Source organism: Marinobacter sp., assembly GCF_041984545.1.
Taxonomy (GTDB): Bacteria; Pseudomonadota; Gammaproteobacteria; order Pseudomonadales; family Oleiphilaceae; genus Marinobacter.
Genome location: NZ_JBHIXV010000003.1, coordinates 86,728 through 108,633 on the forward strand (window position 1 = coordinate 86,728; position 21,906 = coordinate 108,633).

Genomic DNA, 21,906 nt, shown 5'->3' on the forward strand with positions numbered 1-21,906 from the left:
AGGGTTCACGCCCTACGCCATTCCGTCAGCCTGTGGTCACATCGTTGTGCTTCAGGGGCTGGCGTCTTTCCTTGCCCCGGCGCCAGCCGTGGAGTTTCTCCAACAGCTTCAGAACGCCTTCGGGCGCGTGGGCCCGTTTCCATTCACCGGCTGCGTACTTGGCCGACTCGTTCCAGGTCGGGTAGGGGTGAATGGTTCCAAGAATCTTGTTCAGGCCCAGGCCATGCTTCATGGCCAGGGTGAACTCGGCCAGGATTTCCCCGGCATGGGCGCCCACCACCACAGCGCCCAGGATCTTGTCCTTGCCGGGCGGAGTCAGCACCTTGATAAAACCGTGGTCCTCGCTTTCGGCGATGGCCCGGTCCAGATCGTCCAGCCCATATCGGGTCACTTCGTAGGCCACGTCCTGGGCCTTCGCTTCGGCCTCACTGAGCCCCACCCGGGCCACTTCCGGTGAGGTGAACGTTACCCAGGGCATCACCCGGTAATCCACCCGGAAGCGCTTGAACTGGCCGAACAACCCGTTTACCGCCGCGTACCAGGCCTGGTGCGAGGCCGCGTGGGTAAACTGGTAGGGCCCGGCCACATCGCCGCAGGCAAACACGTTCGGATAACGCAGGCTCATGTCCTCTTCCACCGGAACCGTGCCGTTGGGCAGGGTGTCCACGCCGATGCGCTCCAGATTCAGGCCGGCGGTATTGGCCGCGCGGCCCACGGCCACCAGTACCTGGTCGAAAGGAAGACGCACCCGCTCACCCTCGTGTTCGCAATAGGCCACCTTCTCGCCTTCCTCAATACGGAACTCCGCCGCGGAATGTTTCAGCCGGACATCAATGCCGTCCGCCTGGAACTGCTTCAGCACCAGTTCGGAAACGTCGGTATCTTCTTTCGCCAGCAGGCGATCCCCCATCTCCACCTGTGTCACCTTGCTGCCAAGGCGGGCTAAGGCATGGGCCAGCTCGGAGCCGATTGGGCCGCCGCCCAGTACCAGCAGGCGCTCCGGTTGCTCCTCCAGTTGCCAGAGGTTGTCCGAGGTCAGCGGTTCCATGTCCTTCAGGCCGGGAATGGGCGGTACGGCCGGCTTGCCGCCAGTGGCAACCACGATGCTGCGGGCAGTGAGCCTTTCGGTGCGGCCATCGTTGTGGCGGACTTCCAGCTCCCAGGGCGACACGAAGCTGGCTTCGCCGGCAATGCAGTCCACGCCCAGCTTGCGGTAGCGCTCCGGCGAATCGTGGGGTTCCACTTTCGCGATCACCTCCCTGACCCGGTTCATGATGTTTTTGAACGAGCCTTTGACCGGCACCGACTCCAGCCCGTAGCGGTTGGCGTGGCGCAGGGTGTCCGCCGCTTTGGCACTGCGGATCAGGGCCTTGGACGGCACGCAGCCGGTGTTGAGGCAGTCGCCGCCCATCTTGTCTCTCTCGATCAGTGCCACCTTGGCCTTTACGGCCGCGGCGATGTACGCAGAAACCAGACCGGCCGAACCACCGCCGATTACCAGCAGGTTGTAGTCAAAGTGCGCGGGCTTTTGCCAGCCGGCGTACACCTTGCGGCGGCGAAGAAAGCCCACGACAAACTTGGCAATCAGCGGGAACAGACCCAGCAGGGCAAACGACAGCAGCAGATCGGCCGAGACGATGTCAGCGGTGGATTCGATCTGGCCCAGTTGGGTGCCAGCATTCACATACACGAAGGTACCCGGCAGCATGGCGGCCCAGCTGACCAGCGCGTAGGTGCGCAGCTTCATGGCCGTCAGGCCCATAGCCAGGTTGATCAGGAAGAAGGGGAACACCGGCACCAGGCGCAGGGTGGCGAGGTAGAAGGCGCCGTCCTTCTCGATGCCCCGGTCCATTTTGGCGACGGTCTGGCTGTAGCGCTTGCGCAGCGTGTCCCGCATCAGGAACCGGGCCACCAGAAATGCCAGGGAGGCCCCGATGGTTGAGGCCACCGATACCGCGGCCAGCCCGTACAGGTTCCCGAAGAAGGCGCCACCGGCCAGGGTCATGATGGCAGCTCCGGGCAGGGAGAGCGCAGTTACTAGCACATAGACAGCCACAAAACCCAGCACCGCCAGCCCCAGATTCTGATCGATCCACTGCCCGATGGCCTGCTGGTTGGCCTTCAGATTGTCGAGCGTCAGAACCTCGGTACCGCCGGCGGAGACAAATCCGGTGACAACCGCGGCAATCACGGCGATCAGGATCCATTTCTTGAACGTCATGCAAAAGTCCTTTCTGATTCAGAGCCACGGGCAAAATGACACCCGACCGCGGGGGTTTTAAAGCACAGCCCTGCCGTGCGTATCCAGGCGATATTGCAGTTGTACGTCAGGTAAACCGCCATTGTGTCAACGAATGCTCATGAATATCTAACATTTCGGTTACACCTACCGTGTTCACAGCCGATACGTAGCTTTTCGGCAGCCTCATAGACATATCGCCATTCTTGAACAATCGCTCACCAAAAGAAACAGCGATAGCCGACATTGCCAGCGACTCCACCTATTTTTTGAGCCCAACAACGCCCCGGGAAGCAACGGGCGCTGATACATGGAGCGCGGGGCTACGGTTGTCGGCAAATGCAAAATGATATCTAATGTTTTTGATAATCATTCTCGTTAATCAGGATTGCCACCAATGCTGACCAATAACCGCACGCGCCAATTGATCACCGATGGCTTACCCGCCTTTGGACTCCTGAACGCAGTGCCAACGCCCTGGATGATCGAGATGATCGGCCATGCCGGCTATGACTTTGTCATCCTGGACACGGAACACATGTCCACCAATCCAGAGTCCCTGGAACATATGATCCGCGCCGCCGAGTGTGCCTCCGTCACCCCTCTGGTGCGGGTTCCGGGGATTGATCGCGCAGCGATTACCCGTGCCCTGGACAGCGGAGCCCAGGGCATCGTTGTGCCCCGCGTCCGTAACGCCGCAGAGGCGCAGGAGGTTGTTCAGATGGCCCGCTATGCACCGGCCGGCCAGCGTGGCATTACCGGTGGGCGGACAACCGGTTTCGGCACCCTCCCTCTGAAAGAGTATCTCCGCCAGGCAAACCAGGAAGTCCTCATTGTGCTCATGATTGAGGATCAGGACGGCATTGAAAACCGGGAAGCCATCCTCGATGTTGCCGGCGTCGACTGGGTTCTGCCGGGAGCGGTCGATCTGTCGCAATCACTGGGCTGGCCGGGTGACCCGTTCCATTCATCCGTCAATCACGCCATCGCGGAACTGGCAGCGAGTTGCCGCGGGCGTCCGGTGGAATTTTGCGCTTTGCCCCGAAGCCCTGGGCAATTAACAGAATGGCGGGAGTGGGGAGCAAAAGCCTTTCTGTTGGGAGAAGACCGCAGTCTGCTCTTCAAGTATCTCAAGTCTCACCTTGCGACCTGCCGTACCGAGCCGAGCTCGTACTGAGGCAACCATTCTTATTCAAGTCTGACAAGAGTTTTCCAATGCGCGATACCGTTCTTTTTCTTGCTCATGTTCCAACGCCAGCCGTGAATCGGGGATTTCTGCCAGTCGCCAAGTCGATGGGGTTGAAAGTAATCCTGCTGACAGACCAGGCAGCGACTCATCACCACTATTTCAGTCAACCGGATCTTCCCGCCTATCCGGATCAGATTCTCCAGTGTGATGTCTTCAATCCCCTGTCTGTTATCGATCTTCTTTCAGAACTCCCGGCGCCCCTGGGCGTGTTCTCCAACAGCGATCACCTGCAGACGGTGACCGCTCTGGCCGCAGCCTACCTGAATCTGCCGGGCAAAGACTGGCAAACCTGTTACCGGGCAAAAAACAAGGCCGCCATGCGCCAGTACCTGAAAGCGATCGATGATGGCGCATGCTGGTTCAGGGCTGTGAATGATCAGACATCCCTGGGGAAGGTGATCGACGACGTTCCCTTCCCGTGTATTGCCAAGCCCCGGGAGGGGGTTGCCAGCCTCAACGTCAGGCGCCTCGACAACGCTGGGCAACTTCAATCGTTCTGTGACCAGTTCTGGCAGGAACAACCCGGGCAACCCTTGCTGCTGGAAGAGTTTCTTTCAGGCCCTGTTCACACTCTGGAGACCATTGGCGACGGGAACAGCCTGATTGCGCTCGGAGGATTTGAAGTGCAGCTTTCCGAGCCTCCCCATTTCGTCGAACTTGAAGCGGCGTGGGTGCCCTACCAGCCGGACAGTCCTCACCTGCAGGAAATGTTCAGGCAGGTAAGGCACTTCGGTGTTGGCCTCGGCTCCTGCCATTCCGAATTTGTGATCACCGCCACTGGCCCGAGACTTATCGAGATCAATTACCGAACGGTGGGAGATGGCCGCGAATTCCTGCTTGACCGCATGACGAATCATGGACTGTTCCATGCCATCCTTCAGGCCCATGTTGGCAACCCTCTTGAATTATCCCCTCCCACGCAGGCGGCGCAGATACGCTATCTCAGTGCTTCTACCAGCGGGCGGGTTCGCCGTTCAGCTCCTGAGCGCAGGGAGCCGTGCGGTGACGGCATTGCCGAGTTTGAGCCTTTGAGGAAAGTGGGCGATGACGTCCGACTGACTCATTCAAACAAGGACTACCTGGGCGTGCTGCGGTTGTTTTCCAGCGATCCCTCGCGGGTGCAGGATACCTTGGCCGAATGGGCCACCGATCTTGAAGCAGAGTGGGAGATAGGCTGATGACCAGCAACACCGCTCTGTCTTCAACAGCCCCCGGGCAGTATCTGACCCGGAGGCTGGTCGATGCCCTGATCCGCGAAGACGTGGCCGGCTGTCAGAGCGATGCTCAGGTAGTTGGGGTGGACAGCGTGCCCGGCTCCCCGGGAACACCGGCGACCTGGTTAAGGTGGGCGCTGGCGCAGGGCATCTTCTGGTTGCCTGTCCATCCGGCAACCTTCATGCAGCGTTGGCAGTGGAGTGGCGACAAGCTCATCTGGCAGCCCGCGGATCACACCGCGAGCGTGTCGGAGGTAGATCACTATGAACAGGTCCTGGCCTGCCTCAGTGCGGGGGAACAAGGCGATTCCACGAACCCGTTACAGGTGTATGCCGATGAGTGCAGAACAGCGGAGGCCCACGACACCCTCTGCCGGGCGGAGCGATCCCGGTGGTTTGATGAAATCTGCCGTCAGGGCCATAGCTGGAAGGATTTTCCCCGACTCGCCCAACGCATGCTCTACTTCGATCGTCTCGCGGCCTTCCTCGATCACCCGTTTTATCCCAGTGCCCGCGCCAAGAGTGGCTTTGATAAGGCGGCACTGATGGCCTACGCGCCTGAATTTGCCCCGCGTTTCCAGTTAAGGTGGCTTGCCGTCCCCGGCTCGGAAATCACTTCGATGGGGGAGCTCCCGGGTTGTTGGCCGGATTTCAGCGAGGTAGGGCTGGATAACCGGCTTGCCGACAGCTACCAGCTCTTGCCGGTGCACCCTCATCTCTGGGACACCGCGCTGAGTGAGTATCTGTCGACCACAGACATCGGTGCCAGGGTTATCCGTGCGCCAGCGCCTGCGCTTTGGGTTCAGCCAACACTGTCGGTACGAACCCTCCAGCTTGAGGCAGCGCCGGAGGTCCACGTGAAAGTCCCCTTGACCATTCGCACACTGGGCAACCGGAATATTCGAACGGTCAAACCGAGCACGCTCTATGATGGTCATACGGTTCAGCAAATCCTGCAGGAGATAGCCGGCAAGGACCCGCTGCTTGCAGGGACCTTTGCCGTAGCCGACGAATCCTCAGGCTTGCACGTTGGCGATCTGCCCTGGCTGGGGTGCATCGTACGCCGGTTTTACGGGCTTTATGACCAGCAGCAGATCGTGCCCGTTGCCTCCCTGTTAGCCGACAACCCTGACGGTCGCTGCGTTGCCCAGATGATGGCGGACGAGTTCAATAACGGCGACCTGACACAATGGGTGCGCCAGTACGCTGCCCTGACGCTGGAGGTGCATCTTCGACTCTGGCTGGTCTACGGCATTGCGCTGGAGTCCAATCAGCAGAACTCCATGGTGCTGCTCACGCCGGGGCGTCCACCGCAGCTGCTTTTCAAGGACAACGACGCCCCCAGGCTGTGGCCAGACAGGCTATGCGGCCAGATGCCGTCCATGGAGTCAAAAATCGCGCAACTCCGGGATCAACGCATCCTGGTCAATGATGAAACACCTCTGGCGCAGATGTTTACCACCATCACCCTGCAACTGAACCTGGCGGTTATTCTTGAGGGCCTGTCCGCACGGGGGCTCGGATCCAGGGCCCACTGGTATAGGGTGCTTCGTGAGGAGGTGATCAGCGTCCTCGATCAGCTTGACGACCTCGGCGTCAATACTCAGCCAGCGCGCAAGGTGCTGCTGGAGGATCGCCAGCTTTACACCAAGTATCTTCTCAGGGCTGGCAGCCTGGAAAGCAAGTCCCGCACCGGCGCCGCTGACATCAATAAATTCTACGGTAAGCTGGCCCCGAACTTTCTCAGGAACGGATCATGAGCCAGTCTGTTCTGCCGGTGGTCCTGCTCAGCCACTTTACCGCGGCCTTGGTGGCACTGGGGATGCCACCATTTTTTGGGCTGATCCTGACCGACACATTTGCGGTTGAACACACCGTCTGGGTGGGCTGGTTCTATATTATCCCGACGGTTTTCACGGCGCTGGCGGCGCCGTTCTGGGGGAGGGTGGCAGACCGTTTCGGCCGCCGCTGGTCGCTGCTGCGGGCCCAGATTGGCCTGGCCGTGGCCTTCGTAATCGCCGGATTGGCGCCGAGCGTGGTTACCTTTGCCATGGCACTGATGGTTCAGGGCTTTCTGGGCGGAACCTTTGCCGCATCGAGCGCTTACCTCTCCACCGTTGCTCGCGGTCAAAACCTGACCCAGTCACTGAACTGGATGCAGGGCTCGGCCAGGTCGGCCATGATACTGGCGCCCATCCTTTTCGGTTTTTTCATGACCTGGGTCCCAGCCCAGCGTCTGTACCTCTACATGGCCATTCTGCCGCTTCTGTCGGCACTGCTGGTATGGAAGCTTGCTCCGCCAGATCCGGTTTCGGGTGGGGCTGGTGGCCAGAAACATTCCCGTGAAAGGGTTTCGGCATCCGCTAGTTGGCTGCGATTGCGGTTACTTTACTTCGGTTTCAATTTCGCACTGGTGGCCAGTTTTCCCTACTTCATTCCCTGGACCCAGGAACGAACGGGCAGCACCGCTGCGATGGCCGGAGTTCTCTACAGCCTCCCTCATGCCATCTACCTGATTATTCTGGTCAGCCCACTGCGACGAAGCGTGTTTTTCGGTAACCCGTTGACCTTGCCCGCGGGCCTGGCACTGTTCGCACTGTCCTACGTTATTCAGGCGACGGCCGGAACAACGGCCGCCATTCTCGCCGGACGATTGGTCATGGGGCTGGGCATGACGACCTGTCTTTTTGCCCTTAATGCCGAAACCGCACGCCTCACACGGATAGAAAACGCTGGCCAGAGCTTTGGCGCCCTCGACAGTGCGGGCAAATGGGCCGGTGTCGCCGCGGGGGTACTCGCGGGTGTTGCCACAGGGATGAGCAATCAGACGGCGCCGTTCTGGCTGGGCGCCGGGGTAACACTTCTTACTATCACTCTGAGCGTCTACCGATCCCGCTCTCCCGCCACTGAACCAAGAACACCTAAACAAGGAGTAAAGCCATGGCAATGACAGCCTCGCATCATTATTTCAGAGATCAGCACTGCGACTTTCAGGCCGATCAAGCCAGCATGGAGGCCCTGCTGAACTGCTACTGTCGGGATCTGGCCCAACCCTCCGGAGAACTGGCGGTTCATCGAGGTGAAGGCAGCCGATCCTGGCCGCAGGGACTCCGTGTCCGCCTGGCTCTGGAACCGGTGAGCGTGCTACAGATTGCATTCCCGGAATCCGAAGATCTTCTGCTGGTTCTGGTGGCGGGAGACTCGCAGACCTGCAACTACCGCTACCTGTCCGCGCCGTATCACAAATCCGCGCTCAGGGGCTGGCGGGTCCTGGAGCTGGAGCAATTGGGCCGGATCCTGCTCCATCAAATGGCACGGCGCTTCAATGAACCCTTCAACGGCGAGCTCTACCGACAGATTCTTCTCAGCCGGAACGTCATGCGGAGCATTCTCGAATACACCCGCGTTCCCGCGGATTGGGGACAGGGGCTGGAGGCTTTCCGCTGGTCTGAGCAATCCCTGAGTTTCGGGCACCGTTACCACCCGGCACCAAAATCCAGGGAAGGGTTCGACCCGGAAGATATCCTGCAATATTCCCCGGAGATGGGCGCGGGCTTCGCTCTCTCGTATTTCGCTGTTCATCCGGACGATCTTCGCATCCGGGGTGACATTGCCGGGCCAGTTTCAGCCTCCGGTCCGGACATCGGGCTGGATGTGCCCGACGGTTGGGTCGCGGTTCCTGTACACCCCTGGCAGGCACGCTACCTCATGCGCCTGCCCGTCATCCTCAGTGCTATCCGTTCCGGGCGCATCCTGCCCCTGGGCCAGGCCGGTCAACGATTCTACCCGACCGCATCGGTTCGCACGCTGTACCAGCCCGGCAACCCCTACTTCCTCAAATTTTCAACCCACGTCCGACTGACCAACTGCATCCGGAAAAACGCGGTCTATGAATTGGAGAGTGCTGTAGCCCTCTCCGCCGCACTCAAGACCTACCTTGCCCCGTCACTGGCCCGTTGGCGCGGGTTCAGGCTGCTGTATGAGCCCGGCTACCAGACGGTTGATTTTACCGATCACCCGGAGCCTGATCGCCGCACCATAGCAGAGGGATTCGGCGTCATTATGCGAGACAGTATCGAACCGTACCTCGACCCTGGTGTCACACCTTTGCTGGCCGCAGCACTCTTCAGCGAAGACTGTTTCGGCCGCTGCCCAGCCATCGAAGCTGCCGATACCATGGGCCTTGCAGAACGGCTCACCGTTTTGGAGGCCAGACTGGCGTGGTTCGAGCAGTACCTCACCTTGCTGATCCCACCGATCTTCGAGTCGCTGTTCCATCATGGCGTGGTCTTTGAACCACACCTTCAAAACGTGGTTGTGGGCATTCGGGAGGGGTATCCCGTCCAGGTTTTTGTTCGTGACCTGGAGGGAACGAAACTCGTGCCCGGGCGATGGTCGGGACAACTGCCGGATACCCTCGATGAACAAACACTGGCGTCGGTTCATTACAGTCAGGACAAAGCCTGGAAACGGATCGCATACTGCCTGTTGATCAATCACCTGTTCCAGGCCGTCGCCTGCCTCTGCGGAGGAGACGAGTCTATTGAACGCCGGTTATGGCAGGCACTCGCCGGAGTCGTGCGCGACTGGCTGGAAGAGACCGACGACCCATGGGCCATGGATGTTCTCGGCAGGCTTCTGGAGGGCGACCCGATTCCCAACAAAAGTAACCTGATGACTCGACTGTTCAAGCGCCCGGACCGTGAGTCACAGTACACCCGGGTACCCAACCCGCTGGCGCTGACGATGCCTTTCTCCGTGGAGACCATGGAGGAGCTGTGCCATGCCTGACGTACCTGCCTCCGTTCAGCAGGCCATCCACGCGCTCAAGCGCGGTGAAAGCGACCCGCTGTGCGCCTATGTGTATGACCTGCCCGGACTCCGCAACCGAATCAAGGGCATTGTCGAGTGCTTGCCGGCCGGCTGTGACATGTTTTATGCCGCCAAGGCGAATCCGGCATTGCCGGTGCTCGGCGCCTTGGCCCCCTTTGTACGGGGCTTTGAAGTAGCGTCGGGTGGAGAACTGGACTGGGTGCGTCGTCATTTCCCCACCACGCCCGTAATTTTTGGCGGCCCCGGCAAACTGGCATCGGACCTCGAAAAGGCTATTGATCAGAAGGTTGAACGGATCCATGTGGAAAGCCTGCTGGAATTACGGCGCCTGTGTGACATCGCCGACCGAAAACAGACCCCTCAGGACATTCTGCTGCGCATCAATCTCGAACTGGCCGAAACACCCTCCACACGGCTTACCATGGGCGGCGTGCCCACGCCGTTTGGCATGGAGGAAGCCTGTATACCAGAAGCACTGGCATTGCTGGCGAAGCAGAACCGGGTCAGGCTGCGTGGCTTTCACTTTCACCTGATGTCACACCAGCTCGACGAGAAACGTCATCTTGCGTTGATAAGGCACTACCTGGAGTCGGTTCGCGCCTGGGAAACGACGTACGACCTGAACCTTGCCGAGATCAATGTCGGCGGCGGAATCGGGATCAACTATACACAGCCCCATCAGCAATTTGACTGGCCAGGGTTTTGTGCCGGTCTCGACGAGCTGCTTCAAGCTCACTCGGATCGGGCCTGGAACATCCGCTTCGAATGTGGCCGTTTCATCACCGCCCCCTGCGGTTTCTATGTTGGCGAAGTCCTGGATGTCAAACGCTGTGGCGACGAATGGTTTGCGATTTGCCGGGGTGGGACACACCACTTCCGGACCCCTGTGGCGCAAGCACACAATCATCCATTTGAGGTATTGCCCGCCTCCGAGACAACCTTCGAATCACCCGGCGTCAAAGGCAGCCCTGTCACCCTGGTTGGCCAGCTGTGCACACCCAAGGATGTCTTTGCCCGCCGGGTTGAGGTCGACTCGCTCGGGATTGGCGATCTGGTGATCTTCCACTACGCCGGGGCTTACGCCTGGAACATCTCCCATCAGGCCTTTCTGATGCATCCCCACCCAAACGAAGTTTTCATCGAGTAACCGGACAGCCGATTGACCCGTGGGACAATCTGACATGATTGTAATGCGAATTATTATCAGTACAATGCGCACTAAAATTAAACACGTGCTGGAGAACACAATGTCGAAGTCTGAAGTTTCAACGCCACTAAAGCGCCACCCTTTGTCTGTAGCCATCGCCATGCTCCCCGTCTCCCTGCTGGCCATGGGCATCGCACCCGGCGCCGTGGCACAGGAGCAGGCTGAGGCTGCTGCCCTGCTTCCGGGACTGAACGTCACCGCAGACTGGCTGGGGCCGCCGACAGAGGCGTCCGAAAGAACCTACACAGGGGCCCGCACCGTGGTGGAGGAAGAGGAGCTTCAGGATACCGGCGCTCTGAACCTGGAGGACGCCCTGCGCCCGGTACCCGGTGTTACAGTGCTTGATGAAACCGGCACGGGCATTCTTCCCAATATCGGCGTGCGTGGTCTGAACCCGCTGCGCAGTGAACGACTTCAGATTCTGCTGGACGGTTACCCGATTGCCATCGGCCCCTACAGCAACGTCGGCGTGTCGCTCTTCCCCGTTACCCTTCCGAGCCTGGAAGTCGTGGATATTGTGCGGGGCGGCGCCTCGGTTCATTACGGGCCTAACAACGTGGGTGGCGTGGTGAACTTCGTTACCAAGCCGATTCCGGCGGAAACCTCCCAGACTCTTCGCGAACGGGTAACCATTGCGGAGGAGACCGGAAACGTCTTTACCGACACCTACTACCGGGTCGGCGGCCGGGCCACTGACAAGCTCGACCTGCAGTTCCAGGCCAATGTCCAGCGCGGCGACGGCTTTCGTGACCACTCCGATACCGAAGTGGACAACCTGATCCTGGATGCCCGTTATTACCTGAACGACCAGCATGAACTGGCGTCGCAGCTGCAGTACTACCGTGTCGATGCCGAACTTCCGGGTGCCCTGACACCACAGGCCTATGAGCAGGACCGTACCCAGAGCCAGCGTCCCTACGATGGCTACGAAGCCGATATGAGCCGCGCCACTTTCACCTGGACCTACACGCCGGCAGACAACGTGGAATTCCAGTGGCGCAACTTCGTGCACGATGCCGACCGCACCTTCTTCTTTGGTCAGAACCTCAGCGGCACCGGCAACTGGGCGGATCCCGGCCTGGACTCCACCCACGTTGCGGATTCACCACGTTTGTTCACCGTACTGGGCACCGAGCCCCGGTTCGCGATTCGCCATGGTCGCCATGACATTACCCTGGGCGCGCGATTTGTCAGCGAGGATGTGGAGTTCGATGTCAACCGACTGGAACTTTCCTCCGGTAACCGTTCCGTGGCACGTGACTGGCACCTGGACACCCGGGCTGCGGCCTTCTACGTCAGCGATACCGTGTCCTTCCTGGATGACCGTCTGACCGTGACGCCTGGCCTGCGTTACGAAGACGTCGATATGGATTTCCGCGACAACCTCAGTGGCAACACCGAGGAAAACAACGCTGAGGAGCTGTTGCCGGGTCTGACCGTGGGCTACCAGGCATCTGACGATCTGTTTGTCTTTGCCAACAGCCAGCGTTCCCTGGTGCCGGTCCAGATTGCCCAGACCACCCGTGAAGGTGCCGTAGCCAATGAAACCGCCTGGAACCATGAGCTGGGCGCACGCCTGCAGGTGACCCCGGACCTGTTCTCATCCGCCACCCTGTTCCGTATCGATTATGAAGACCAGATCCAGTTCAATCGCTCAACCAGCCGCTTTGAAAACCTGGGCGAAACCCGCCACCAGGGCATCGAACTGGCAAACCGCTGGAATGTGAACAGCCAGTGGGTACTGGGCCTGGGTTACACCTTCCTGGATACCGAACAGCTGTCCGGCGATAACGAAGGCAACGAGCTTCCCAACGCGCCCACCCATAAGGTCAGCGCCGATGCGGTATACAGCTACCAGGCCTGGGATGCCAGCGTGAACTGGGTGTACGTGAGCGAAAGCTACAGCGATGCCGACAACACCGAAGAAGAAACCAGCAATGGCAGCGCCGGTGAATTGCCGGATTACCACCTGGTGACTGCCCGGGTCGGTCGAGACTTCGCGTTAGGCGGTGATCGTGTGCTGAACCTTGGCCTGGCGGTCAACAACCTGCTGGATGAGGATTACTACTTCCGGGGCGTGGACGTCAGCCCGGTCGGCCGGGTACCTCAGCCGGGCCGAAGCTTCATCCTCGAGGCCCAGCTGGACTTCTGATGGCCTCACTACGGAAACGGATTGCAACGAGCCTGCTGGTTGTCCTGCTTTCGCCTGTATCGGGCTGGGCAGACAACCACAGCATCCAGCTGACGGATGACCGCGGGGAAACCCTGCGGTTGCCCGCTGCGGCAACCCGGCCCGCGGCGATTTCGACTTTCGGCGCGGATGTCGCACTGGCGCTGGGAACAGCGCCGGTTGCGGTCACCGACTACGGACTCCAGGGGGTGCCTGACTACCTGGCGCCACAGTTAAGCGGTGTTCGGGGTCTCGGACCGCGACACCAGCCCAATCTGGAAGTGCTGTCGTCGGTCCGGCCGGATCTCGTGATCGCCATCCGCCGCTATACCGAGAAGGACGGTGACCAGATCGAAGCCATCGCTCCGCTCCTGGCCCTGGACCTGATAACGGTCGAGGACAGCCTGCGGGCGGTGGAGCTGGCAGGCCAGGCGCTGGGTAAGCCGGCCAAAGCGGAGGCACTCAACGATCGGTTCCTCGAACACGTTCAATCGCTCGCGGAGCGCAATCATGGCAAGCCCATGGGGACCGTGGCACTGCTGACCAGCGGCAGTGAAACGCCCTTTGTCTACTACGACCACTTTCTGCCCACTGCAGTGCTTGAACAACTGGGGTTCGACAATGTCGGTGGCAAGCCGCCCAATCCCGAGAGCGGCATCCCCCTGGGCTACCGGATCAGCCTTGAGGCCCTGCTGAAACTCAATCCAGACACCATTCTCCTGTTACCCACCAGTCGTCAGCGGGCGTTCACGATGAATCCGATCTGGCCCTATCTCAAGGCCGTAAGCACCGGGCAGGTCTACGAAGTGCCGCACTACTGGAAAGAGGGCGCCGGACCCATCGCCCGGGAGCGCATCCTCGATGACGTTCAGCGTCTGTTGCTGGCCCCGGACTCCGGCACATGATCGGTAGCGCTTCGACAGCACGCCCCTCCACTCTCTACGTGGCAACTCTGTTGTTCCTGGTGCTGCTGTTTTTCGTTGGTCTGATGGCCGGTTCCCAGTGGGTGTCGCCGCTCCAGCTGCTGTCAGCCATTGATGGCAGCAGCGACCTGCTGACGCGCATTACCGTGCTGGAGTTGCGACTACCCCGCAACCTGCTCGGCATTCTAGGTGGTGCCGCACTTGGGGTTGCCGGGGCCGTCATGCAGGGCGTTACCCGGAACTCCCTGGCATCCCCAGGCCTGACCGGCGTGATTGCGTCTGCCGCCCTGGCGGTGGTATCACTTCGAACCCTGAGTTCTCCGGGCGCAATGTGGCTGCCGCTGATGGCACTGAGCGGGGGCCTGCTCGGGGGTGCTCTGACCTTCGCCATCGCCGGTCGAAGGAGGCTCCAGCCGGAGCGCGTGGTACTCGCCGGCATCGCCGTGACCTCGCTGGCAACGGCACTGACTACCGGCCTTCTGCTGGTATCCGGGGCGGAGGCGGCCGAACTCTACTATTGGCTGGCGGGCAGCCTGATGGGACGGGGCTGGCTCCAGCTCCAGATGGTGCTGCCCTGGCTGCTACTGCCACTCGGTGCCCTGTTGGTCATGCAGCGCCCCTTTCGTGTGTTGCAGTTGGACGACGATCTGGCGCTGGCCATGGGCCTGGCCGTCGGACGCTGGCGTCTGACTTTCCTGTTACTGGCATTGCTGCTGGCTGCCGCGCTGGTCGCCTTCACCGGTCCGATCGTGTTTATTGGCCTGGTGGCGCCACACATCGCCCGGCGGATCGCGGGCGATCAGATTCAGCACTGGCTACCATTGAGCGCTCTGCTCGGAGGGCTGTTGCTGCTGGCCGCCGATATCCTGGCACGGCAACTGGCCTTCCCCCAGGAATTACCCGTCGGTATGCTGACCGCCCTTATTGGAGCCCCATGGCTGATCTACCTGCTCAATTCGCGAACCTCACCCCGGAGCGCATAACGTGACCAGTCCGGCAACAACACCAACCCGGGCAAGCCGCGCTGGCAGTCGGCCTTCGGGTGCCAGCCCTATCGCCTGGCTGTTTCTGGCCGGCGGGCTCAGCCTGGTTGTTGTCATCATCGCTGGCGTTCAGCTGGGGGCGGTGGACCTGACCTGGACCCAGGTGTGGGCAGGGCTCACCGGAGACAGTTCGCAACACGTCCAGAGAGTCGTCTTCGAACTGCGGCTGCCCCGCACCCTGACAGGCGCCCTTATCGGTATTCACTTCGCCCTGTCGGGATGGCTGTTGCAGTTGCTCAGCCGCAATCCCCTGGCCGAAGCCGGCATTCTCGGCATCTCCGCCGGCGCAAGCCTGGTGGCCGTTATCGCCTTCATCGTCGGTGACTGGCTGGTCTCCAGTGAGAACCCCTACAGCAATACCTCCTTTGCCCTTCAATACCTGCCACTGTTTGCGATGGCCGGGGGACTGGTGACGGCGCTTGCGGTGTTTTGCCTTGGCATGCGCCATGGCCAGCTGTCGCCGGTGAAAATGACGCTGACCGGCGCTGTCATTGCCGGCATGCTGCACGCGCTGACCACCGGTGCCCTGGCGTTCTGGGGCCACGCCCATACCGAGCTGGTGGCCCAATGGCTGGCCGGCTCGCTGTATGGTAGCGAGTGGCAACACCTGCACACGTTGCTTCCATGGACACTCATTGGGCTGATCGGTGTGGTTCTGCTCATGCGCCCACTGAATGTGATGCAACTCGACGACCAACACTCACGTACGCTGGGCCTGGGCCTGAACCGCTGGCGTACCTTTGCTCTGCTGATTGCCACCCTGTTGGCGGCCAGCGCGGTCGGCGTGGTGGGCCCCGTTGGTTTCATTGGCCTGCTAATCCCCCACATCAGCCGCCGGCTGGCCGGCGCCAACCTTCCGGTGCAGCTGGTGTTGTGTGTACTATTGGGCGCGGTGCTGGCCGTACTGGCGGATTTACTGGGCCGAACGCTGTTCACACCTTATGAAGTGCCCGTGGGCGTCGTTTCCGCCGTCCTTGGCGTACCTTTCTTTCTGTATCTGTTATCGCGTCAACCCTGAAGCCGGACCCCTTCCCCATGATACGAACCCAGTCTCTCTCACTGGCTTACGGCGACAAAACGGTAGTAGACAACGTCTCGCTGATGATTCCCGAGGGTGGCATTACCTGTCTGCTGGGCCCCAATGGCTCGGGCAAAAGTACCTTGCTGAAAAGTTTCGCCGGCCTGTTGCCCCCCCGGTCCGGTCAGGTTTACCTGGACGACCAACCGGTTGCACAATGGGAGCGGGGCAAGCTGGCCCTCAGGCTTGCCATGCTGCCCCAGAAACCGATTGTGCCGGAGGGTATCCTGGTCCGGGATCTGGTGGCGCTGGGTCGGTTCCCGCATCGTCGATGGTGGCAGCGGAACCTCACCACTGACGAAAACGCGATCCACGACGCCATGGCCATGACGGGCGTCTCGGATCTCGCTGAACGCCCGGTTGAAGCACTGTCCGGCGGGCAACAGCAGCGGGTATGGATTGCCATGGCCCTGGCCCAGGAAACCGACATTCTGCTGCTGGACGAACCCACCACCTTCCTCGATTGGGGCTACCAGCTGGAAGTGCTGGAGTTGTTATCCACGCTGAATCGCGATCACGGCCTCACGGTGGTGATGTCATTGCATGATCTGAACCAGGCCGCACAGTTTGCCGATCGGATTGCGATACTGGCGGACGGCCAGCTCGAAACCATCGGCAGTCCCGGAGAGGTCATCACTGAGAACCTTATCAGCCGTGTGTTTGGCGTAACAACGGCAGTCACGGTCGGGCGGGACAACCGCCCATTCTGTTGCGGCTTTGCCGGGTCTATCAGAACTGACCGTGGTGCAAGTAATCGGCGCCTTTCAGTGACCTGACCTACTTCTCGAAAACCAGCGCGTCCGGCTTGGCGCCCAACCCTTTCAGCGCAGACATAATGCCCTTGTTGAACGGGCCGGGACCGCACACATAGAACGCCTGATCAAAATTCTCGATGTGCGATTTCAGAAAGGACTTGTCGATGACCCCATCCAGAAAGAGATGATCACCCCTGGGCTTTTCATCGGTGATGACGTTAATGAACTGATCACCCAGGATCGTCTCGAACTCGTCCTTGAGGATGATGTCCCGTTCACTCTTGTTGGAAAACAGCAACTGGTTATTGCCGATCTCGCCCTTTCGATGCAGGTCTCTCAGGATGGCGATAAACGGGGTTACACCCGCACCGCCAGCCAGGAACACACCCTCGCCCTTGTATTCGATGGTTCCCCAAGGGTCACCGATGATCAGGTGATCGCCCTTGCTGAGCTTTCCAATCTGATCGGTCACACCCTCGTGGTCCGGGTAGATCTTGATGGTGAACTCGAGATAAGGGTCGGTATCGAGCGAGGTGAAGGTAAAGGGCCGGCCTTCGTCCCGCCAGCCTTCGCGATCAACCGCCACTTCGGTAGCCTGGCCGGGCGTAAACGTGTAACCCTGAGGCTTCTCAAGGCGAATCTGCCTGACATCGTGGGTCACATTCTGAATATCCTGAATTTTCAGTGTATGACTCATAGACACCTCCTCCTTTAACCCTAGAAGCCCCCCGTCGGAGCGTCAACGCCGGTTTCTGGTACGCACCCTTCGAGGAGTGGTGACCACTCCGGCAAAGCCCTAGGATGGAAGGGCCAGGGCACATTGGTCCGGCCTCAGGCAACGGCTCGTACTCTCCGCCAAGGCTCTGTATCCCAATCAAGGAGGCCCGAATGACCGACACACAACCCGGACAACAAAACCCAGCCATGATTGCGGCCCTTGCCGGTGGCTGGGTGGCCGATGCCGCCAGCCTGGGACTGCACTGGCTCTACAGCAGCGAACGCATCGCCGAGGTCGGCGGTGACCGTCCCGAGTTCCTGCCGCCAAGAGCGGAGTACTACACCAAGGGGTTTGGTTACTTTGCCCATGATGGCAAACAAGTGGGGGATGTGAGCCACTATGGCGCTGCCACCCACGTGCTGATGGAAAGTCTGCTAGCCTGCCAGGGCACACTGGACATTCGCGACTACCAGCGCCGTTTCCGGTCGTTTTTCGGGCCGGGCGGGCAATGGCGTGGCTTCATCGACAACCCCACACGCATCACGCTCGAGAACTTTGACGCCATCGAGCGCACTGCGGTAGAAGAGGCTCTGGCCGACATGCCGGCCAGACTCACCGACGAGCAGAAGCGCATCCTGGTACAAAAGGTGATGCCCTACACACGCCGGCTGACCGGCAGCCAGCTGGCCCGGCCGGTGCGCGAGGCCATTAACCTGACCTACCAGGATTCCGGGATCCAGGACGCCGGTGTTCACCTGGCAGAAACCATTGATCGACATCGCGTGGCCGAGAGTGGCGCTGACGACACCCAGCTGCCAGCCGTCTCAAAGCTGGCGCCTCTGGTGGCGGTGTACTGTGACCACCCGGACCTTCTGAAGGTTACAGAAGCAGCGGTGCGGGTAACCAACCACAACGATACGGCCGTGGCATGGGCACGCTGCGCCATGAGGCTGTTGGATCTTCTGTTCCGGGGCGAGTCATTATCGACGGCCCTCGACAGCGCCACCGACGAGTCACCAGCCCCGGATAGTCTGGAAAAAGCGCGGGCCGGCAGGCGGATCGACGGGCCGGGCGCTGGCGACACCTTTGGTCGTACCTGTTACCTTCACGAAGCCATGCCGGTGATCTTCCATGTACTGAGCCATGCCAGCAGCTACACGGAGGCGGTTCGCGCCAACATCCTTTGCGGTGGCGACTCCTGCGGACGGGCCTGGTTGATCGGGCCGGCGATGGCCGCTGTCCATGGCCTTGGCGGTGAGCGCGGGATTCCCCTGAGCTGGCTGGCAAAGCTCGACGACGCGGCAACCGTGTATCGCAATATCGAATTGCTGGTATACGGCTCCTGATATCAACTGGCCAGCCGGTTCACCTGCTCGACAAATCCCGCGGGCACAACATCGAGCACTGGTCGGGCCTCACCGCAGACATCCGGATGCGGGTCCTCGGGTTCTGTCGCCAGTATCCTCGGGCTTTCCGACCAATGCAGCAACTCCAGCCGGCCATCCTGCCGTTCCACCAGAGCAGTGCAATGTTCTACCCAGTCGCCGTCGTTGCAATAAAGTCCGTCTTCACTGCGCAGAAAGCCCGCAGAATGGATATGGCCGCAGATAAAACCATCGTAGTGGCCTTTCTCGGCAACGGTCAGGGCCGCCAGCTCGAACCGGCGGATAAAGGTACGGGCCCGGCCAATCCGGCCTTTGACCCAGGCCGCGAGCGACCAGTAGGGCTTGCCCCGAAACCTTCGCCAGGCGTTGAACCATCGGTTCATGCGCAGCAGCAGGCCGTGGGCCCGGTCGCCCACAAGCAGCATCAACGGGCTGCAGCGCATCACCTGGTCGAACTGGTCACCGTGACAGACCATGAACCGCCGGCCATCGGCGGTGGTGTGCTCGGCCTTGAGGCGCAGTTCAACGCCAGCAATGCTCTGACCGCAGAAGCGACGCAGGAAGTCGTCGTGATTGCCGGGTACGTAGATCACCCGGGTACCACTGCTCGCCAGTTCCATGAGTTTGTGGATGACCGCGCGGTGGGCATCGGGAAAGTGTACCCGTCGCTGCATGGCGATCAGGTCGATAATGTCACCCACCAGGTACAGGGTCTGGCAGTGCACCTGGTTGAGAAAATCCAGCAGGTAGTCGGCCTGGCAATCGGCCGTACCCAGGTGTACATCGGATATGAAAACACTCCGGTAGCGCCGCATGTGGTCTCCCGTCTCTCAGCCAGTCCGGATGCCTAAACCCTGACAGCCTCCGGTGACGGGGAGGTGACAACACAAAGACAGTTCAATGACGGCCAGGGTGTTGCCACACTCGTTGCAGCGCTTTTACGGGGTCAGCGCAAATCCGGGTTCAGTGTGTAGGTGCCGGTAACCCTGGCGCTGGCCAGCACGTGCCCGGCCATGGCCTCGCGCACGTCGTTGCCGTCGAACTCGCCCTCGAGGGCCAGGGTGTCGACATCCAGTGCGTGAACTTCGAAGTGGTAGTGATGGATGATTTCATCGTTCCAGGGCGGACAGGGACCGTCGTAGCCGGCGTAGGTGCCGTTCATGTCCGGATTGCCGGCCAGGAACTGGGTGTAATTGTTCACACCGCGAATGCCAATGGGGCCGGGGCCGGGTTCCTTGCCCTTGGGGATGACACCGTCACTGTCCTCGCCTTCCGGAATGCGACTGATGTTGGCGGGAATGTCCACCAGCAGCCAGTGGAAAAAGTCCACCCGTTCCAGGTCTTTGGAGACGGTCTTGCCTTCTTGGTTTACGTCATCCGCCACACTGGGCACGTCCGGGTCGAACATGATGATCGCAAAGCTTTTGGTGCCCTCCGGCGCGCCTTCCCAGACGATTTCGGGATTCCGGTTGGGACCAAAGCTCATGTGGTCTTCCTCGCTGTAGACCCCGAACGCGAATTTCTCCGGAATCGGTTGGCCTTCCTCGATGCCTCGAACCTCTAGTTTCACGGCGTTGCCTCCTCTTGTCTAGGCGGTTTGGCGTTTGGGCCAGGAACTCATTGGCTGTGACTGGGACAGCCAGGTTCTGTGATAATACGTACGGTTTTAACACAAAATCGATTGACCTGACCACGGAGCCCCGATGCCCAATAACAGACACGGCAAGCCCCAGAAGCCCGCCAGCCAGAAAGACGAAGACGCCGTTGCCTTCGCCCAGGGCATTTTCGAGCTGGCCCGCAATGGCGGTGCCGGACCACTCAGTGTCATGCTGAGCGCCGGCGTTCCGGCCAACATGCGCAACAGTGATGGCGAAACCCTGTTGATGCTGGCCAGCCGCAACGGCCACACGGATACGGTGCGCCTGCTGCTGGAGCAGGGTGCCAGGGCCGATGTGCAGGACAACCACGGCAACACCGCCCGTTCCGTGGCGGCCACAGAAGAGGTCCGACGACTGCTCGACGACCACGGCCAGTAACCCGGCATGTTCAACAAAGGCGAGATTATCCATCACACCCGGGATGCCCTGGGCAGCATTCTGGTGATCGACTACCGCAAGCACCGGGTGCTGACCTTCAACACGGTGTTCGAGCAGAGCAAGATTGACCGCCGCTACCCGTACCTGCCCGTGCACGAATACAACCGGGCCATGATGCTGCCCTCGCTGTTCGCCAACCCCGGGCATGTCACGCTCCTGGGCCTTGGCGGAGGCGTCATGGCAAACGCGTTCCACCATCTGTTTTCGGAGTGCCGGATCCACGCCATCGAATTGCGGCAAGCGGTGCTGGAAACGGCAAGGGAGTTTTTCGAGCTGCCCGACAGCGAGCGGCTTGAGGTTACCATCGCCGACGCCCGCAGCGCCCTGGAGAAGGCGCCGCCCGGAAGCACCGACATGATCCTGGCCGACCTGTACACTGCCGACCGGATGAGCCCTGCCCAGGCCCAGCGGCAGTTTGTGGACCAGTGCGCGCGGGTGCTGGCCGACGACGGCTGGCTGGTGCTGAACTATCACCGGACACCGGACGTCGACGGCCCCTATTTCCGGCGACTGAAGCGCTATTTTGCGGTGCTACTGACGTTCCGTAGCAAGAGCAACAACACCGTGGTGTACGCCAGCAAGCACCACTTCCAGTCAGTGCACCCCAGGGACCCGATACTGGAGGACTTCGAGGCCCGGCTGCCCATCGACTGGCGACGCCTGATGGCCAAGGTCACGCGGATGGAATAGATCGGCGCGGGCTTGCACTTCGGACTTTCGCCTGGGAATGGACCTTGATCAATGGGAACTATGCTCCATAGTTACGGGTAGGGAAGCCCACATGCTCAGGAGGACCCAGAATCATGAGCGAGGACGACTATAAAAAGCTTCATCCGGTGCTCAGTGAAGTCACCCGGACCTACGTGGACCTGTACACCAACCGGCCAAACGAGAAAAACCGTGAGAAGCTGATCAAGCTTGAGGCCCTGCTGCACGAAAAACTGGAAGCGATCCGCAAAGCAAAGGAAGGCGGGGAATAAGGCCCGGCACGGCCGG

19 protein-coding genes are annotated in these 21,906 nt (G+C 60.5%); 15 read left to right on the forward strand and 4 right to left on the reverse strand.

Annotated features, from left to right (window positions below):
- Positions 1-25 precede the first annotated feature (25 nt).
- Positions 26-2,221 (reverse strand): FAD-dependent oxidoreductase, encoded by a 2,196-nt coding sequence (locus tag ACFC20_RS02255; protein WP_375191577.1) that lies wholly within the window; start codon positions 2,219-2,221, stop codon positions 26-28.
- Between the two features lie 415 nt (positions 2,222-2,636).
- Between ACFC20_RS02255 and ACFC20_RS02260 the strand changes: the two genes are divergently transcribed.
- The 11 genes from ACFC20_RS02260 (at position 2,637) to ACFC20_RS02310 (ending at position 16,732) form a co-directional block, all read left to right on the forward strand.
- Positions 2,637-3,416 (forward strand): HpcH/HpaI aldolase/citrate lyase family protein, encoded by a 780-nt coding sequence (locus ACFC20_RS02260; RefSeq protein ID WP_375191578.1) that lies wholly within the window; start codon positions 2,637-2,639, stop codon positions 3,414-3,416.
- 38 nt (positions 3,417-3,454) lie between these two features.
- On the forward strand, positions 3,455-4,666 hold the full coding sequence (locus tag ACFC20_RS02265) for a hypothetical protein (protein ID WP_375191579.1): 1,212 nt from the start codon (positions 3,455-3,457) through the stop codon (positions 4,664-4,666).
- Positions 4,666-6,462 carry an IucA/IucC family protein gene (locus ACFC20_RS02270; RefSeq protein ID WP_375191580.1) on the forward strand — a complete coding sequence of 599 codons (1,797 nt, stop codon included), beginning with the start codon at positions 4,666-4,668 and terminating at the stop codon, positions 6,460-6,462. Before ACFC20_RS02265 ends, ACFC20_RS02270 begins: the two co-directional genes overlap by 1 nt.
- Positions 6,459-7,652: an MFS transporter gene (locus ACFC20_RS02275; RefSeq protein WP_375191581.1), complete on the forward strand. Its 1,194-nt coding sequence runs from the start codon at positions 6,459-6,461 to the stop codon at positions 7,650-7,652. Before ACFC20_RS02270 ends, ACFC20_RS02275 begins: the two co-directional genes overlap by 4 nt.
- Entirely contained in the window at positions 7,643-9,493 is a 1,851-nt protein-coding gene (locus ACFC20_RS02280; protein WP_375191582.1) for an IucA/IucC family protein, read from the forward strand. Before ACFC20_RS02275 ends, ACFC20_RS02280 begins: the two co-directional genes overlap by 10 nt.
- On the forward strand, positions 9,486-10,682 hold the full coding sequence (locus ACFC20_RS02285; RefSeq protein ID WP_375191583.1) for a type III PLP-dependent enzyme: 1,197 nt from the start codon (positions 9,486-9,488) through the stop codon (positions 10,680-10,682). Before ACFC20_RS02280 ends, ACFC20_RS02285 begins: the two co-directional genes overlap by 8 nt.
- Before the next feature lie 100 nt (positions 10,683-10,782).
- Complete coding sequence (locus tag ACFC20_RS02290; RefSeq protein ID WP_375191584.1) at positions 10,783-12,894, forward strand: TonB-dependent receptor family protein; 2,112 nt, start codon at positions 10,783-10,785, stop codon at positions 12,892-12,894.
- Positions 12,894-13,817: an ABC transporter substrate-binding protein gene (locus ACFC20_RS02295; RefSeq protein ID WP_375191585.1), complete on the forward strand. Its 924-nt coding sequence runs from the start codon at positions 12,894-12,896 to the stop codon at positions 13,815-13,817. The genes ACFC20_RS02290 and ACFC20_RS02295 overlap by 1 nt, the downstream gene beginning before the upstream one ends.
- Positions 13,814-14,818, forward strand: coding sequence for a FecCD family ABC transporter permease (locus ACFC20_RS02300; RefSeq protein ID WP_375191586.1), 1,005 nt, complete (start codon positions 13,814-13,816; stop codon positions 14,816-14,818). The genes ACFC20_RS02295 and ACFC20_RS02300 overlap by 4 nt, the downstream gene beginning before the upstream one ends.
- A gap of 1 nt (position 14,819) precedes the next feature.
- Positions 14,820-15,896: a FecCD family ABC transporter permease gene (locus ACFC20_RS02305; protein WP_375191587.1), complete on the forward strand. Its 1,077-nt coding sequence runs from the start codon at positions 14,820-14,822 to the stop codon at positions 15,894-15,896.
- Positions 15,897-15,913: 17 nt separating this feature from the next.
- On the forward strand, positions 15,914-16,732 hold the full coding sequence (locus tag ACFC20_RS02310) for an ABC transporter ATP-binding protein (RefSeq protein WP_375191588.1): 819 nt from the start codon (positions 15,914-15,916) through the stop codon (positions 16,730-16,732).
- Between the two features lies 1 nt (position 16,733).
- On the opposite strand, the gene ACFC20_RS02315 is transcribed toward ACFC20_RS02310, so the two are convergent.
- Positions 16,734-17,408: an FAD-binding oxidoreductase gene (locus ACFC20_RS02315; RefSeq protein WP_375191589.1), complete on the reverse strand. Its 675-nt coding sequence runs from the start codon at positions 17,406-17,408 to the stop codon at positions 16,734-16,736.
- Between the two features lie 191 nt (positions 17,409-17,599).
- Here ACFC20_RS02315 and ACFC20_RS02320 point away from each other — a divergent pair, with 191 nt between their 5' ends.
- Positions 17,600-18,775 (forward strand): ADP-ribosylglycohydrolase family protein, encoded by a 1,176-nt coding sequence (locus tag ACFC20_RS02320; protein WP_375191590.1) that lies wholly within the window; start codon positions 17,600-17,602, stop codon positions 18,773-18,775.
- A 2-nt stretch (positions 18,776-18,777) separates the two neighbouring features.
- On the opposite strand, the gene ACFC20_RS02325 is transcribed toward ACFC20_RS02320, so the two are convergent.
- Both ACFC20_RS02325 and ACFC20_RS02330 read right to left on the reverse strand, forming a co-directional pair.
- A complete protein-coding gene (locus ACFC20_RS02325) occupies positions 18,778-19,629 on the reverse strand; it encodes a UDP-2,3-diacylglucosamine diphosphatase (protein WP_375191591.1) in 852 nt (283 codons plus the stop codon).
- A gap of 131 nt (positions 19,630-19,760) precedes the next feature.
- Positions 19,761-20,384: a YbhB/YbcL family Raf kinase inhibitor-like protein gene (locus ACFC20_RS02330; protein ID WP_091989584.1), complete on the reverse strand. Its 624-nt coding sequence runs from the start codon at positions 20,382-20,384 to the stop codon at positions 19,761-19,763.
- A gap of 133 nt (positions 20,385-20,517) precedes the next feature.
- On the opposite strand from ACFC20_RS02330, the gene ACFC20_RS02335 reads away from it, so the two are divergent.
- The 3 genes from ACFC20_RS02335 (at position 20,518) to ACFC20_RS02345 (ending at position 21,890) form a co-directional block, all read left to right on the forward strand.
- Positions 20,518-20,850 (forward strand): ankyrin repeat domain-containing protein, encoded by a 333-nt coding sequence (locus ACFC20_RS02335; RefSeq protein WP_375191592.1) that lies wholly within the window; start codon positions 20,518-20,520, stop codon positions 20,848-20,850.
- Between the two features lie 6 nt (positions 20,851-20,856).
- Positions 20,857-21,600: a spermidine synthase gene (locus ACFC20_RS02340; protein WP_375191593.1), complete on the forward strand. Its 744-nt coding sequence runs from the start codon at positions 20,857-20,859 to the stop codon at positions 21,598-21,600.
- A gap of 113 nt (positions 21,601-21,713) precedes the next feature.
- On the forward strand, positions 21,714-21,890 hold the full coding sequence (locus tag ACFC20_RS02345; RefSeq protein ID WP_167363232.1) for a hypothetical protein: 177 nt from the start codon (positions 21,714-21,716) through the stop codon (positions 21,888-21,890).
- The last annotated feature ends 16 nt before the right edge of the window (positions 21,891-21,906 follow it).